Annotated in this window: 16 protein-coding genes; 11 read left to right on the forward strand and 5 right to left on the reverse strand. The window is 69.9% G+C overall.

All coding sequences use genetic code 11. The annotated features are described in order from the left end of the window. Nucleotides 1-33 precede the first annotated feature (33 nt). The 6 genes from BLW78_RS04965 to BLW78_RS04990 all read left to right on the forward strand — a co-directional run bounded on the left by BLW78_RS04965 (nt 34) and on the right by BLW78_RS04990 (nt 4575). The gene (locus BLW78_RS04965; RefSeq protein WP_020091853.1) at nt 34-219 is read left to right on the forward strand and encodes a twin transmembrane helix small protein; all 186 of its coding nucleotides are present in this window, start codon (nt 34-36) and stop codon (nt 217-219) included. A gap of 138 nt (nt 220-357) precedes the next feature. Beyond that, nucleotides 358-987: an acyloxyacyl hydrolase gene (locus BLW78_RS04970; protein ID WP_056528353.1), complete on the forward strand. Its 630-nt coding sequence runs from the start codon at nt 358-360 to the stop codon at nt 985-987. A 13-nt stretch (nt 988-1000) separates the two neighbouring features. Then, complete coding sequence (locus BLW78_RS04975) at nt 1001-1573, forward strand: cob(I)yrinic acid a,c-diamide adenosyltransferase (RefSeq protein WP_056528350.1); 573 nt, start codon at nt 1001-1003, stop codon at nt 1571-1573. A gap of 167 nt (nt 1574-1740) precedes the next feature. After that, nucleotides 1741-2490: an electron transfer flavoprotein subunit beta/FixA family protein gene (locus BLW78_RS04980; protein ID WP_056528346.1), complete on the forward strand. Its 750-nt coding sequence runs from the start codon at nt 1741-1743 to the stop codon at nt 2488-2490. Nucleotides 2491-2556: 66 nt separating this feature from the next. Next, on the forward strand, nt 2557-3510 hold the full coding sequence (locus BLW78_RS04985; RefSeq protein WP_091677168.1) for an electron transfer flavoprotein subunit alpha/FixB family protein: 954 nt from the start codon (nt 2557-2559) through the stop codon (nt 3508-3510). Nucleotides 3511-3693: 183 nt separating this feature from the next. Next, nucleotides 3694-4575: a 3-hydroxybutyryl-CoA dehydrogenase gene (locus BLW78_RS04990; protein ID WP_026604743.1), complete on the forward strand. Its 882-nt coding sequence runs from the start codon at nt 3694-3696 to the stop codon at nt 4573-4575. 45 nt (nt 4576-4620) lie between these two features. Here the strand turns inward: BLW78_RS04990 and BLW78_RS04995 are convergent, their stop codons facing one another. The 4 genes from BLW78_RS04995 to BLW78_RS05010 all read right to left on the reverse strand — a co-directional run bounded on the left by BLW78_RS04995 (nt 4621) and on the right by BLW78_RS05010 (nt 8159). Further along, nucleotides 4621-4923, reverse strand: a complete 303-nt coding sequence (locus BLW78_RS04995) for a flagellar basal body-associated FliL family protein (RefSeq protein ID WP_020091847.1) — start codon at nt 4921-4923, stop codon at nt 4621-4623. A gap of 113 nt (nt 4924-5036) precedes the next feature. Next, a complete protein-coding gene (locus BLW78_RS05000) occupies nt 5037-6050 on the reverse strand; it encodes an NAD(P)H-quinone oxidoreductase (RefSeq protein ID WP_091677170.1) in 1014 nt (337 codons plus the stop codon). Between the two features lie 121 nt (nt 6051-6171). Further along, nucleotides 6172-7413 carry an ABC transporter substrate-binding protein gene (locus BLW78_RS05005; protein ID WP_091677173.1) on the reverse strand — a complete coding sequence of 414 codons (1242 nt, stop codon included), beginning with the start codon at nt 7411-7413 and terminating at the stop codon, nt 6172-6174. Between the two features lie 119 nt (nt 7414-7532). Further along, nucleotides 7533-8159, reverse strand: coding sequence for a DUF938 domain-containing protein (locus BLW78_RS05010; RefSeq protein WP_091677176.1), 627 nt, complete (start codon nt 8157-8159; stop codon nt 7533-7535). A gap of 247 nt (nt 8160-8406) precedes the next feature. Between BLW78_RS05010 and kaiC the strand changes: the two genes are divergently transcribed. The 4 genes from kaiC to BLW78_RS05030 are packed head-to-tail and all read left to right on the forward strand — an operon-like array spanning nt 8407 to nt 12501. Then, nucleotides 8407-10095, forward strand: coding sequence for a circadian clock protein KaiC (kaiC, locus tag BLW78_RS05015; protein WP_170855086.1), 1689 nt, complete (start codon nt 8407-8409; stop codon nt 10093-10095). Further along, on the forward strand, nt 10092-10433 hold the full coding sequence (locus BLW78_RS05020; protein WP_091677182.1) for a circadian clock KaiB family protein: 342 nt from the start codon (nt 10092-10094) through the stop codon (nt 10431-10433). The genes kaiC and BLW78_RS05020 overlap by 4 nt, the downstream gene beginning before the upstream one ends. A gap of 41 nt (nt 10434-10474) precedes the next feature. Then, nucleotides 10475-10747, forward strand: coding sequence for a circadian clock KaiB family protein (locus BLW78_RS05025; protein WP_020096506.1), 273 nt, complete (start codon nt 10475-10477; stop codon nt 10745-10747). Further along, complete coding sequence (locus BLW78_RS05030) at nt 10747-12501, forward strand: ATP-binding protein (protein WP_091677184.1); 1755 nt, start codon at nt 10747-10749, stop codon at nt 12499-12501. The genes BLW78_RS05025 and BLW78_RS05030 overlap by 1 nt, the downstream gene beginning before the upstream one ends. A gap of 9 nt (nt 12502-12510) precedes the next feature. Here BLW78_RS05030 and upp read toward each other — a convergent pair whose 3' ends face one another. Then, entirely contained in the window at nt 12511-13146 is a 636-nt protein-coding gene (gene upp, locus BLW78_RS05035) for a uracil phosphoribosyltransferase (protein ID WP_020096508.1), read from the reverse strand. A gap of 478 nt (nt 13147-13624) precedes the next feature. Here upp and BLW78_RS05040 point away from each other — a divergent pair. Further along, nucleotides 13625-14818, forward strand: a 1194-nt coding sequence (locus BLW78_RS05040) for an MCP four helix bundle domain-containing protein (protein WP_091677187.1), incomplete at its 3' end; no start/stop codon positions are given.

The raw sequence follows: 14818 nt of genomic DNA on the forward strand, positions 1-14818 counted from the left end.
CGCGGCTCGCGCCCCACCCGGATCCCCGACCGCATGTCGTCCAACACCCTCGTCCTGATCGCCTGCCTCGCCGTCGCCGCGGTCCTGGTCGCGGGCCTCGCCAACATGATGCGCGGCGGCAGCGTGAACCTCTCGCAGAAGCTGATGCGCCTCCGGGTGCTCCTGCAGTTCGTCGCGATCGTGATCATCATGGGCGTCGTCTGGTGGCGCTCGGCGTGAGGGCGTCGGGCCGGGTGTGACCGCGCCGCCGCACCGAACACCTTTCGATCCGGTGAAGGATGAATAGGCCGCCCCGCCGCGCGGGCCTCTGCTACGCTCGGTAGAAGCAAATCGCTGCGCCTAACCGGCCGAGCCCGCATGACTGCCCCTTCCCGCCTCCGTCTGTTCGGCCTTCTGACCGGGGCGGCGATTCTGCCGGCTTCGGCCGCCGACCTCGCGCCGCCGCCGCCCGCCGCCTACGCGGCCCCCGTCCAACCGCTCAGCATCGTGTCGGAGATCCGGATCGGCGGCGCGGTGCAGGATCCCGGGAGCGCCGAGGGCAAGCTCCCCGGCTTCAGCAAGGCGAACGTCAACGGCGAGATCCTGTTCGCCAAGCCGCGCATCAGCGACGATCCGTTCTGGCAGGCCTTCGTGCCGCGACCGACCGTCGGCGGCAGCTATAACACCGGCGGCCGGACCAGCTACGCCTATCTCGGCGCGACCTGGACGCTCGAGATCTTCCCCGAGACCTTCAACCGCCGCGTGTTCCTCGACGGGTTCTTCGGCGGCGTGGCCCATAACGGCTGGACCGGCCCGAAGGCCGAGACGCCCTACGGTTTCAACACCCTCGGCTGCTCGCCGATGTTCCGCGAGGCGGCCGCCCTGGGCTTCCGCCTGACGGAGCACTGGAGCATCATGGCGACGGTCGAGCACATGTCGAATGCCGGGCTCTGCGCCAACAACCGCGGCCTGACCAATTTCGGCGGCAAGATCGGCTACACGTTCTGAGGCACGCCACCCCGTGGTCAAGCTCAATCGCATCTACACGAGGACCGGCGACAAGGGGACGACCGCGCTGGCGGACGGGCAGCGGCGCTCGAAGGCGGACCTGCGGGTCGAGACCTACGGCACCGTCGACGAGACCAATGCCTGCATCGGCATGGCGCGCCTGCACACGCAGGGCCCCCTCGACGGGATGCTGGGGGCGATCCAGAACGACCTTTTCGACCTCGGCGCCGACCTCGCGACGCCGCCGACCCCCGAGCCCCTCCCCTACGAGCCGCTGCGGATCGTGGCGAGCCAGGTCGACCGGCTGGAGCGCGACATCGACGCGCTCAACGCCGCGATCCCGCCGCTGAAATCCTTCGTGCTGCCCGGCGGCTCGCCGGCTGCCGCGGCCCTGCACCTCGCCCGGACCGTCTGCCGGCGCGCCGAGCGGCTCGCGGTCAGCCTCGCTGCGCGGGAGGACGAGACGGTCTCGCCGGAGGCGCTGCGCTACCTCAACCGCCTGTCGGACTTCCTGTTCGTGGCGAGCCGGGCGGCGAACGGCGACGGGGCCGACGACGTGCTCTGGGTGCCCGGCGCCAATCGCTGAGCCGGCATCGCGGTTTTCGCGGGGCCGCCACGGCGCCGCGTTGACAAGGCGGAAATGTGGCCGTTACGGTCCGGCGCCTTGCGTGCCCCGGCCACGCTGCGCCTCGCGCGCCCGTGGGAGTGGCCTGCACGACGACAAGAATCCTCCGGGGAAGGATCGTGACCGCCATGAAGGTGCTGGTGCCCGTCAAGCGGGTGGTGGACTACAACGTCAAGATTCGCGTGAAGGCCGACGGCTCCGGCGTCGAGCTCGCCAACGTCAAGATGTCCATGAACCCCTTCGACGAGATCGCCGTCGAGGAGGCGATCCGCCTGAAGGAGAAGGGCAAGGTCACCGAGATCGTGGCCGTGTCGATCGGACCGCAGCAGGCGCAGGAGACGCTGCGCACGGCGCTCGCCATGGGCGCCGACCGTGCGATCCTGGTGAAGACCGACGTGAACTGCGAGCCGCTCGCCGTCGCGAAGCTCCTGAAGGCCGTCGTCGAGAAGGAGAGCCCGGAGCTCGTCATCCTCGGCAAGCAGGCGATCGACGACGACTCGAACCAGACCGGCCAGATGCTCGCCGCCCTGCTCGGCTGGCCTCAGGGCACCTTCGCGTACAAGATCGAGCCCGGCGAGGGCAGCCTCGACGTCACCCGCGAGGTCGACGGCGGCCTGCAGACCGTCAGCCTCAAGCTGCCGGCCATCGTGACGACGGACCTGCGCCTCAACGAGCCGCGCTACGCGTCGCTGCCCAACATCATGAAGGCCAAGAAGAAGCCCCTGGAGGAGCTGGCGCCCGACGCGCTGGGCGTCGATGTGACCCCGCGGCTCACGGTGCTGAAGACCGCCGAACCGCCGGGCCGCTCGGCCGGCGTGAAGGTCGCCTCCGCGGCCGAGCTCGTCCAGAAGCTCAAGGTCGAAGCCGGCGTCATCTGATCCGAGGCGGGGCTCCCGGTCGACGGTCGAGCCCCGCGCCACCACCTTCGAGGGCACCAGCAGACCATGACGACACTCCTCTTCGTCGAGCACGGCAACGGCCAGATCAAGGACAGCACGCTGAAGGCGCTCGCCGCCGCCAAGGAGATCGGCGCGCCGGTCCACGCCCTCGTGCTGGGCACCGGCTCCAAGGCCGTGGCCGAGGCCGCGGGCAAGCTCGACGGCGTTGAGAAGGTCCTGAACGCCGAGGACGGCGTCTACGACCACGACCTCGCCGAGCCGGTCTCGGCGCTCATCGCCGCCATCGCCGAGCCCTACGACACGATCATCGCCTCGGCCTCGACCACGGGCAAGAACGTGCTGCCGCGCGTGGCCGCCCTGCTCGACGTCGCGCAGGTCTCCGACATCATCAAGGTGGTCTCGCCCGACACATTCGAGCGGCCGATCTACGCCGGCAACGCCATCCAGACCGTGCAGGCGCCCGCCGGCAAGAAGGTGATCACCGTGCGCACGGCGGCCTTCAAGGCGGCCGAAGAGGGCGGCGCCCCGGCGCCGGTGGAGGCCGTCTCGGCGGCCGCGCCCGCGGCGGGCGGCTCGAGCTTCAAGGGTGAGGAGATCGCGAAGTCCGACCGGCCGGAATTGGCCTCGGCGCGGATCATCGTCTCCGGCGGCCGCTCGCTCGGCTCCTCGGACAAGTTCCACGAGCTGATCGAGCCGCTGGCCGACTCGCTCGGTGCCGCCGTCGGCGCCTCGCGCGCCGCCGTGGACGCGGGCTACGCGCCGAACGACTGGCAGGTGGGGCAGACCGGCAAGGTCGTGGCGCCGGACCTCTACGTCGCGGTGGGCATCTCGGGCGCGATCCAGCACCTCGCCGGCATGAAGGACTCGAAGGTCATCGTCGCCATCAACAAGGATGAGGACGCGCCGATCTTCCAGGTGGCCGATTACGGCCTCGTCGGCGACCTGTTCCAGGTCGTTCCCGAGCTGCAATCCGAGATCGGCAAAGCCAAGGGCCAGTAACGGCACCGGATCTGGCAACCCGCGAGCATTGTCGCAGAACGCGGCTTCACGGGTTCCTTCCGGATCGAGGATTGGTCTAGAAGGCAGCAGCGGCGAGACTTCGCGCGGTGCCGTCGCGTCCGTGCCGTCCAGAGAGCTGGGCGGCAGCGCTGCGGCATCCGCCTTGGGGGCACAGGTCGGCACATGCATATGGAGATCAAGCGGGTCGGCATCGTCGGCGCGGGCCAGATGGGCAGCGGCATCGCGCAGGTCTGCGCCACCGCCGGCTTCGAGGTTCTGCTGAACGACCGCGATCCCGCCCGCCTCGAGAACGGGCTTTCGGTGATCGAGGGCAGCCTCGCGCGCCTCGTCTCGAAGGGCACGCTCACCGAGGGCGACAGCGGCGAGGCCCGCTCGCGCATCGTCCCCGCCCGCGACTTCGCTGCCCTCGGCCCGTGCGATCTCGTCATCGAGGCGGCGACCGAGAACGAGGCGACCAAGCGCGAGATCTTCACCACGCTGTGCGGGTCGCTGCGGCCGGAGACCCTGGTGGCGACCAACACGTCGTCGATCTCGATCACCCGGTTGGCGGCGGCGACCGACCGGCCGGAGAAGTTCATCGGCATCCACTTCATGAACCCGGTGCCGGTGATGCAGCTCGTCGAGCTGATCCGCGGCATCGCCACCGAGGACACGACCTACGAGTCGGCCAAGGCGTTCATCGCGAAGCTCGGCAAGACGTCGACGATGTCGGAGGATTTCCCGGCCTTCATCGTCAACCGGATCCTGCTGCCGATGATCAACGAGGCGATCTACACGCTCTACGAGGGCGTCGGATCGGTCGAGTCGATCGACACCGCCATGAAGCTCGGCGCGAACCACCCGATGGGCCCGCTGCAGCTGGCCGACTTCATCGGCCTCGATACCTGCCTGTCGGTCATGCAGGTCCTCTACGAGGGCCTCGCCGATTCGAAGTACCGGCCCTGCCCGCTCCTCGTGAAGTACGTCGAGGCCGGCTGGCTCGGCCGGAAGGCCAAGCGCGGCTTCTACGATTACCGCGGCCCGACGCCGATCCCGACCCGCTGAGAGGGCCGTGTGCGGGACGGCCCGAGCCGTCCCGCGCGCGACGCCTTACTTCGGCGCGCCGTTCGCGCCCGGCTGGGCCGGCTGCGGATAGGACGGGTTGCCGCCCGGAACGGCGGTGCTGTTCGACGGCGACGAGCCGCCGGACTGGCCGTTGACCGAGCCCGTCACCTCCTTGCGCGACGCGTCCTGGCTCTGGCTGGCGTAGTCCTTCGGCGAGTTGGCGCCGTTCCACGTGAGCAGGCCCACGGTCGCGATCGCCAGCAGGACGAGGCTCGCCACCAGGACCCAGAGCACCGGCTTGCCGCGCTCGCCCTGGCGGCTCTCGTTGGGGTTCAGTCTCTCGGCCATGTGCAAAACCTTCCTCGGCGGGACGCCACACGCCGGAACGGGCGCTGCGCGACACGATCTCGTTACCGGCCGCCAACGCGGGGCCGCCGAGGCAGGTTCCTGACGGGGCCGGCTCAGCGCCCGGTCGTCAGCAGGATCTTGCCGAGATGGGCGCTCGATTCCATCAGCTCGTGCGCCGCCCGCGCCTCTTCGAGCGGGAACGTCGCGTGGGTGACGGACCGGATGCGTCCGGCCTCGAGTTCGGGCCAGATGTCCCGGCGGAGACCGTCGGCGATCGCGGCCTTGTCGGCCTTCCCGCGCGGCCGGAGCGTCGAGCCGGTGAAGGTTAGGCGGTTGCGCATGATCGGCGTGATGTTCAGCCCGTCGACCTTGTAGCCGCCCATCAGCGCGATCATCACCAGCCGCCCGTCCGGTGCCAGCGACTTGAGGTTCCGGGCGAGGTAGCTGGCGCCGATCATGTCGAGGATGACGTCGACGCCGCGCCCGTCGGTGAGGCGCTTCAGTTCCTCGGCGAAGTCGGCCTGCTTGTAGTCGATCGCGGCATCCGCCCCGAGATCCTCGCAGAAACGGCACTTCTCAGCGGAGCCCGCCGTCGCGAAGACCCGGGCGCCGACATGCTTGGCGATCTGGATCGCCGTGGCGCCGATGCCGCTCGACCCGCCGTGGACGAGGAAGCTCTCGCCGCGCGTCAGGCGGCCGCGCTGGACCACGTTGGAGTAGACCGTGAAGAAGGTTTCCGGCAGACCGCCGGCATCGACCAGCGAGACGGCCTTCGGTCGCGGCAGGCAGTGGGCCGCCTCGGCCACGGCGTACTCGGCGTAGCCGCCGCTGATCACCAGGGCACAGACCTCGTCGCCGGCCGACAGGCCCTCGACTCCGCTGCCGAGCGCGACCACGCGGCCGGCGACTTCGAGGCCCGGAATCTCGGTGGCGCCGGGCGGCGGCGGGTACACCCCGGACCGCTGCGCGACGTCGGGCCGGTTCACCCCGGCCGCCACCACCTCGATCAGGACCTGGCCGGGCCCCGGGCTCGGCACGGGCGCGTTCTCCAGGCTGATCACCTCCGGTCCGCCGGAACCCGCGTAACGGATCTGGCGCATGGTCCCGGGCAGGTCGGTGGTGGCCATCAGCGATTGTCCTCAGCGCGCACGTCGTCTCGGCCGCGCTCACGGTGTCGCGGCCCGGCTCTACTTGCGGCAACGGGCGCGCTTGGCAAGCCGCGCGCCCACTGCCGGTCCGGAGAGCCGCCTAGCGGGCCGCCGCCTTCACGGCCGCCGGGAGCACGATCGCACCCTGCGCGAGGCTCTTCGGCCAGACCGCGACCTGCTTGCCGTCCTGCCACTGCGCCATCAGGCCGGTGACGAAGCCCGGCCCGTACTTGATCGAGTGGGTGAATTGGTCGTCCTTGCCGTAGAACTGCGTGCGCCCGACGGTGCCGACCCAGTCGGTCTTCTCCAGGGCGTCGACGAGCTTGTCGGCCTCCGTGGTGCCGGCCCGCTTCACCGCGTCGGCGGCGTAGTAGACCTGATCGTACGCCATGTACCCGGCGTAGGACGGGTCGCTGCCGAAGCGCTTCTTGAACGCGGCGCTGAAGGCGAGCGACTTGTCGGTGATCGCCGCGCCCGGCACCGCGATGCTCTGGAAGATCACGCCCTGGGTCGCGCCGTTGGTGTTCGACCAGAAGGTCGAGGAGGTCGCCTGCGAGTTCATGCCGGTCATGGCGAGCGGCACCTTCTGGTTCTGCCACTGCACGGTCGGCTGCACGCCGACATGCGAGATGCCGGTGACGATCAGGTCGGGCTTGGCCGCCTCGATCTTGTTGTAGATCGGCGTGAAGTCGCCCGTGTCCGGCGAGAAGCGGATGTGGTCGACGACCTTCACGCCGATCTCGGGCAGGCACTTCTCGTAACCGACGTCGAGCGGCCGGGTCCAGGCCGCGTCCTCGCTCATGATCGCGGCGGTCTTCACCTTCATCAGGTCGATCAGCATGTCCTTGGTGGAATCGCAGATGGACTGGGCGAGCGCCGCCGAGGTCAGGTAACCGTGGAAGGTGTACTTGTTGCGCGCGTAGTCCTTGTGGACCGCGGCGCTGATCTCGTTCGAGGCCGCGCCGGGCGTGATCATCGGCGTCTTGAGCCGGGCCGCCCAGGGCATCAGCGCCAGCACGACCTCGGAGATGTAGCTGGCGATGACGAGGTTGACTTTGTCCTCGGAGACCGCCCGCTGGAAGGCGCGGACCGCGTCGGAGGCCGAGGACTTGTCGTCGTAGGTGACGACCTGGATCTGGCGGCCGTCGACGCCGCCCTGGGCGTTGATCTCGTCGGCGGCGAGCTGAACGGCCTGCGGGATCGAGGCCCCGACCACCGACTGCGCCTCGGCGATCACGCCGATCCTGATGGGATCCGCGGCCCGCGCCTGCGTCGATCCCAGTAATCCGGCCACTGCGAGCAGGGCCAGGGCCCGGCTCGAGACGCTGCGTTCCATCGGCATGGGCTTCCTCCTGCGGCCCGTGCGGCTTTTGCCGCCGCATCGGGTCCAGGACAGGATAGTGCAGCACGCGGATGCTTGAATACAGTGTGCAGATGCGGAAAGCCGTGACAGACGGGCGCTCACCTGTCCGCCCGGCCGAAGATCAGGCTCAGATTGTTGGCGGGCATGGCCACGCGCCGGACCAGGCTGAGCCCGTGTTGGGCCGCTTCCGCCGCGACAGCGTCGAGGTCCCGCACGCCCCAGGCGGGATCCCGCGCGCGTAAGGAGGCGTCGAAGGCGGCGTTGCTCTCCGCGAACGGCCGGTCCGCCTCGCGGAACGGCCCGTACAGGAACAGGACGCCGCCCGCGCTCAGGACGCGTCCGGCGCCGGCCATCAAGCCCTCGGTGGCGGCCCAGGGCGCGATGTGGATCATGTTGATGCACACGATCCCGTCGACCCGCGCGACGGGCCACGCCGCGGCGGCGGCGTCGAGCGCGAGCGGCGGCCGGATATTGGCGAGCCCGGCCCGGAGCGCGTGCGCGGCGATGCTGCGCCGGGCGGCGGGTTCGGGATCGCTCGGCAGCCAGTCCAGGCCCGGCAGGGCCGCGGCGACGTGGACCGCGTGCTCACCGGAGCCGCTGGCGATCTCCAGAACGGTGCCGCTGTCGGGCAGGATCTCGCGGAGCACGGCCAGGATCGCGTCGCGATTGCGCGCGACGGCCGGCGCCGTCAGGGCCTCGTTGACGTCGACGTCCCAGCCGAGCATGGAGGCCCTCCATCGGTCTGCGCAGTCCGTCGATGGGATGGCGGCCGGACGCGTCACGCACCCATATTGCGCGGGCGGACCCGTTGCCATACCGCATTCCACGGGTGTTCCGCCCGTTCGACGCGCTGTTCGCGCCAGCCTCCGCGTCTCTCGCGGTGCGAACCGTCCCGATCGGCCCGGCAGGGTTGAGAGCGCCGCCCCACTTCCGGACTTGCCGTCCTCCGAGACGTCCAGGGATTCGCCCATCGTGCCCGATCCGCAAGCCGCCCGGACACTACCCAAGGTCGCGACCGGCATCACCGGTTTCGACGACCTGACCCATGGCGGTCTCCCGGCCGGGCGGCCGACGCTCATCTGCGGCGCCGCGGGCTGCGGCAAGACGCTGTTCGCCACGACCTTTTTGGTCAACGGCGCGACGCTTTACGGCGAGCCCGGCGTGTTCATGAGCTTCGAGGAGCGGGCCGAGGATCTGGCGGCGAACGTCGCGTCGCTCGGCTACGACCTTGACGGTCTCGTCGCCGCCGGCCATCTCGCCATCGACCACGTGCGCGTGGAGCGGAGCGAGATCGAGGAGACCGGAGAGTACGACCTCGAGGGCCTGTTCATCCGCCTCGGCTTCGCGGTGGAGTCGATCGGGGCCAAGCGCGTCGTCCTCGACACGATCGAGACGCTGTTCGCGGGCTTCACCGATCCGACCCTGCTCCGCGCCGAGCTGCGCCGCCTGTTCGGCTGGATCAAGGATCGCGGCCTCACCGCGATCATCACGGGCGAGCGCGGCGACGGGCCGCTCACCCGCCAGGGCCTGGAGGAGTACGTCTCCGACTGCGTCGTGCTGCTCGACAACCGCGTCGAGGACCAGATCACCACGAGACGGTTGCGCGTCGTCAAGTATCGAGGCTCCGCCCACGGCACCAACGAGTACCCGTTCCTTATCGATCACGCGGGGATCAGCGTCCTGCCGGTGACCTCGGCGGATCTCGTCTACGGGGTGCCCGACGGCATCCTCTCGACGGGGATCGCCGGGCTCGACGCCATGCTGGGACCGCGGGGCTTCCATCGCGGCTCCGGGATCCTGATCTCCGGCGAGGCCGGGACCGGGAAGAGCATGCTCGCCGCCTCGATCCTCGACGCGGCCTGCCGGCGCGGCGAGCGCTGCATGGCCTTCGTGTTCGAGGAGAGCGGTGCCCAGATCATCCGCAACGCGCGCTCGATCGGGCTCGACCTCGCCGCGCACGTGGCGAGCGGCCGCCTCCGCTTCGAGGCCGCGCGGCCGAGCCTGTTCGGTCTGGAGACGCATCTCGCGCGGATGCACCGCGACCTCGACCAGTTCCGGCCGGACGTGGTGGTGCTCGACCCGATCTCGGCCCTGCGCGGGTCGTCGGGCGAGCTGCAGGCGACGCTCCTGCGCATGATCGACCTAATCAAGACCCGCGGCATCACGGCGATCTTCACGACCCTCCGCGGCGACGGCTCCCTGATCGAGGACAACGATCTCGGCGTGTCCTCCCTGATGGATGCCTGGATCAAGCTCCAGAACATGGAGGCGAACGGCGAGCGGACGCGGACCCTCTACGTCATCAAGGCGCGGGGTATGAGCCATTCCAACCAGATCCGCGAATTTCTGATGTCGTCGGACGGGATCCAGTTGGTGGATGCCTATATTGGTCCTTCAGGTGTTCTCACCGGCACCGCGCGCCTAGTTCAGGAGGCTCAGGAACGCGCGGCCGCGCAGCAGCACCGGGACGCGACCGAGCGCCGGCTCCGGGATATGGCGCGCCGACGCTCCGCCCTGGAGCGCCAGATCGAGGAGCTCAGGGCCGGTCTCGAGGCGGCCGTGGACGAGGAGGAGAGCCTGCGTGCCGAGGACGCGGCGCGGGGCGTCACGCTCGCGGCGGAGCAGCAGGCGTTGAGCGCACGACGGAGTGCCGCGGAATGAGCGATACGACATCGGACGACCAAGCACCCGAGACGGATCTCGACCGCGATTCCGGCCACTATCACCTGCGCCTCTACGTCGCCGGGCAGACGGCCAAGTCTCTCGCTGCCCTGAGCAACCTGAAGCGGTTCTGCGAGGAGCACCTGGCCGGCCACTACGACATCGAGGTCATCGACCTCATGAAGAACCCGCAGCTCGCCGCCGGCGATCAGATCCTCGCGATCCCGACCCTCGTGCGCCGGCTGCCGTCGCCGCTCAAGCGGATCATCGGCGACCTGTCGAACACCGAGAAGGTTCTGGTCGGCCTCGACATCCGTCCCAAGGCCGACCGGCCTTGAACGCGGCCGCCTCGTCTCCGACGGACGCGGAGCACGTCCGGTTGCGGCTGTTCGTGGCCGGAACCGCGTCGCGCTCGCTGCGCGCGGTCGAAGTGCTGCGCCGCATCTGCGAGGCCCACTTCCCGGGCCGCTACGAGCTGGAGATCGTCGACATCTATCAGCAGCCCGACCTTGCCGAGCGCGACGGGATCCTCGCCGCACCCACGCTCCTGAGACTGGCGCCGGGGCCGGAACGGCGCCTCTCGGGCGATCTCCTGGATGAGGGCCGCGTGCTGCGCAGTCTCGAGATCGCGTCCGCCGCGGAGCCGCTCTGATGGGTGTGGACGCTCTGCTGCCCGGCGACGAGCCCGGGCTCGACGCCTATCGCGCCCATATCCGCGAACTCGAGGCGCGGCTGGAGGAGAGTGAGGAGACCCTCGCGGCCATCCGCCGGGGCGATTTCGACGCCGTCGTGGTGGAGGGCCCGAACCACGAGCGTCTCGTCTACACACTTGAGAACGCGGACCTGCCCTACCGGGCACTGATCGAGCAGATGCAGGAAGGCGCGTTCACGTTGGCGCTGGACGGGACGCTGCTCTACTGCAACCGGCGGCTGGCCGAGATGCTCGGCGAGCCGCAGGAGCGCCTGACCGGCCGCGCGCTCCGGAATTTCGTCCACGCGGATGTCGACCTCGGGCGCCTGATCCGGCACGCGATGGACGGGCCAGTCCGCGAGGAGATCGCGCTGCGCGCGGCGGCGGGCTCGGAGAGCGCGACCTTCCTGTCGCTCAGCCGCTTCGCCTGCCAGGGCGATCAGCCGCTCCTCTGCGGGATCCTGACGGACCTGACCGAGCAGCGACGCAATATGCAGGCGTTGGCGGAGGCTCATGCCAAACTCCAGTCCGAGAGCGCCGAGCGCGAGCGCGTGGAGGAGGCGCTGCGGCAGTCGCAGAAGCTCGAAGCGGTGGGGCAGCTGACCGGCGGCGTCGCCCACGACTTCAACAACCTGCTGACGGTGATCAAATCCTCCACCGACCTGCTCAAGCGCCCGGACCTGCCGGAGGAGCGCCGTCGCCGTTACGTCGAGGCCATCTCCGACACGGTCGACCGCGCCGCCAAGCTGACCGGCCAGCTCCTGGCCTTCGCGCGTCGCCAGGCCCTTCGGCCCGAGGTTTTCGAGGTGGGCGCCTCGCTGCGGGCCGTGGCGGAGATGCTGGATTCGGTCACCGGCGCGCGCATCAGCGTTCTGGCCGAGATCCCCGCCACACCCTGCTACATCCGCGCCGACCTCAGCCAGTTCGAGACCGCGCTGATCAACATGGCGGTGAACGCCCGCGACGCGATGGGCGGTGAGGGCACCCTCACCCTGAAGCTATCCGGCGACCGGCCGATGCCGGCGATCCGCGGTCACGCGGGGTCGCGCAGCACCTTCGCGGCGGTGTCGCTGTCCGACACCGGCATCGGCATTCCGGCCGACGTGCTGCCGCGCATCTTCGAACCGTTCTTCACCACCAAGGACATCGGCAAGGGCACCGGGCTCGGGCTGTCCCAGGTCTTCGGCTTCGCCAAGCAGTCCGGGGGCGACGTCGACGTGTCCAGCAGCCCGGGCCACGGCACGACCTTCACGCTCTACCTGCCGCAGGCGGAGCACGCGCCGGACATGCCCGTCACGCCGCGGAGCGAGGAGAACGGGCTCGACGGCGCCAGCCTCTGCGTGCTGGTGGTCGAGGACAACATCGAGGTCGGCCGCTTCGCCACACAGATCCTGGAAGATCTCGGGCACAAGACCGTCTGGGCAACCAATGCCGAGGAGGCGCTCGTCGAGATCGAGAGGATCCCCTTCCGCTTCGACGCCGTCTTCTCCGACGTCGTGATGCCCGGCATGGGCGGTATCGCGCTGGCCCGCGAGCTGCAGCGGCGCCTGCCCGACCTGCCGGTGGTCCTCACCTCCGGCTACAGCCACGTGCTGGCGCAGGAGGGCGTCCACGGCTTCGACCTGATCCAGAAGCCCTACTCGGTGGATCAGCTCTCGCAGACCCTCCGCAAGGTCGTCGGCAAGGGCCGCGCCGGAGCCCGGCGGCGGCGCTGAGGCCGGCTCCTAGCGGGTGCCGTACATCCGGTCGCCGGCGTCGCCGAGGCCCGGGACGATGTAGCCGTGGTCGTTCAGGTGGCTGTCGATCGCCGCGGTCCAGACCGGCACGTCCGGATGGGCGGCCTGGAACTTGGCAAGGCCCTCCGGCGCCGCCAGTAGGCAGACGAAGCGGAGGTCGGAGGCGCCCCGGGCCTTGAGGCGGTCGAGGGCCGCGATCGCCGAGTTGGCGGTCGCCAGCATCGGATCCAGCACCAGCACCGTCCGGTCGGCCAGATCGGACGGCGCCTTGAAGTAGTACTCCACGGCTTCCAGCGTCTCGGGATCCCGGTAGAGCCCGATATGCGCGACGCGGGCCGACGGGACCAGCGACAGCATGCCGTCGAGAAAGCCCACTCCGGCGCGGAGGATCGGCGCGAGCACCAGTTTCTTGCCCTGGATCTGCTGCCCCTGCATCGGCTGGAGGGGCGTCTCGATGGTGACGGGCTCCAGCGGGAGGTCACGGGTCACCTCGTAGGCCAGGAGCATCCCGATCTCGTTGAGGATCTGCCGGAAGCCCTTGGTCGAGCGGTTCTTGTCCCGCAGATGGGTCAGCTTGTGCTGCACCAGCGGGTGATCGACCACGGTGACCCGAGCCGTCGACATGCCCCGAACCCTCCCCTTGCGGTTGAGGAGCAATGCAGGAGCGAAGGCCGGGGTGCAACTCGTCCCGGTGATCCCGGCGGAAGGCCGGATCGACGGAGGTGCGTGAGGACTCGGGTAGGCATCGCGGCCGGGCGCGGAATCCTCTCGGAAGGATGGGGGCTCGGTCGACGCGGACCGTCGCGTGCGGGTCCGGCACAAGCGTCACTTGTATCGTCGCCGTCAACGCTTTCGTCTGGATAAGAGAGATTTTCGGGCAAACCGGATACCCGAACCTGCGCGACGGTTGACCTTTATCTCATATGATGATGTAGCTTTGTTCGGTTAATTATGTATTTCTGAAGTATTTTTACAAGTTAAAATCATTCTATGATGTTTTTAAGGCGCGGGTTGCGCGAGATCCCGAAGTGGCTAGATGCAGTCGCTTGCGTCGGACCGCCCGATGCGACCGAGCCGCACTCGGATCTGGCCGAGGATCGTCATGCGCGCATCCATTCCACTCAAAGCAATCCTGGCCCTTCTCTTCGCGGGACTTGCCCTGATCTCCGCGGCGCAGGGCGGTCTGTCCCTCCGTCAGCTGGCCGGGATCGGGCAGGCTGCGACGGCACTGGCCAGGGACTGGGTGCCCTCCCTCGAGAAGGTCGGCGCGATCGAAGTGGCGGCCTCCGAGGTCCGCATCAAGCAGTACCGGCTCATCCTGCTGTCGGATACGCCGGAGCACCGGGACGCCAATGAGGCCGCCCTGGCGAACACGCACGCGCGGCTGCGCGACGCGCGCCGGGCTTACGAACCGCTGATCACCACCGTCGAGGAGCGGCGGCACTACGACGCGTTCGGCGCGTCCTGGACCCGGTTCGCGGAGGTGGATCGGGACGTGCGGCGCCTCGTGGAGGCGGGGCGGCAGACGGAGGCGACCGCGCTGCTGATCCGGCCCGACGTCGTGGCGCTGTACGACGGCGCCCGGGCGGCCCTGGCCCGTCTGGCGGACCACGACGAGAAAGCGGCCCAGCAGGACGCGGACGCGGCGATGACCCGAGTCGAGGCCGCGTCCGCCGCGGCCGTCGCCAGCATCGGCCTCGCGCTGGTGTCCGCCCTGGCGGCGGCGATCTTCGGCCTCCTCTACATCTCGCGGCCGATCGCCGCGATGACCGCCGCGATGACCCGGCTGGCGCGGGGTGAGGCCGGCACCGAGGTACCGTTCCGGCACCGTCGCGACGAGATCGGCGCCATGGCGGCGGCCGTGCAGGTGTTCAAGGACAACCTGATCCGCACCCGGCAGCTGGAGGCGGAGGCCGAGGCGGCGCGGCAGGACGCGGAGCGTCAGCGCGGCCTCGCGATGCGGCAGGTCGCCGACCGCTTCGCCGACGCCGTCGGCGGGATCGTCGCGCAGGTCTCGACCGCGGCGGCATCGTTGCAGGCCACGGCCCGCGGCATGACGGAGACCGCGGCCGAGACCGCGGGGCAGTCGACCACCGTCGCGGCCGCGGCCGAGGAGGCGGCCAGCAACGTCGGCACCGTGGCGGCGGCGGCCGAGGAACTCGGCGCCTCCGTGCAGGAGATCGGCCGGCAGGTCGACGGCTCGGCCGGCCTCGCGCGGGCGGCGGTCGCGGAGGCCGACCGGACCGGCGCGCTGGTCCGGGACCTGAGCGAGGCCGTGGCGCGGATCGGCGACGTG

This window comes from Methylobacterium sp. 275MFSha3.1 (genome assembly GCF_900108435.1).
Taxonomy (GTDB): domain Bacteria; phylum Pseudomonadota; class Alphaproteobacteria; order Rhizobiales; family Beijerinckiaceae; genus Methylobacterium.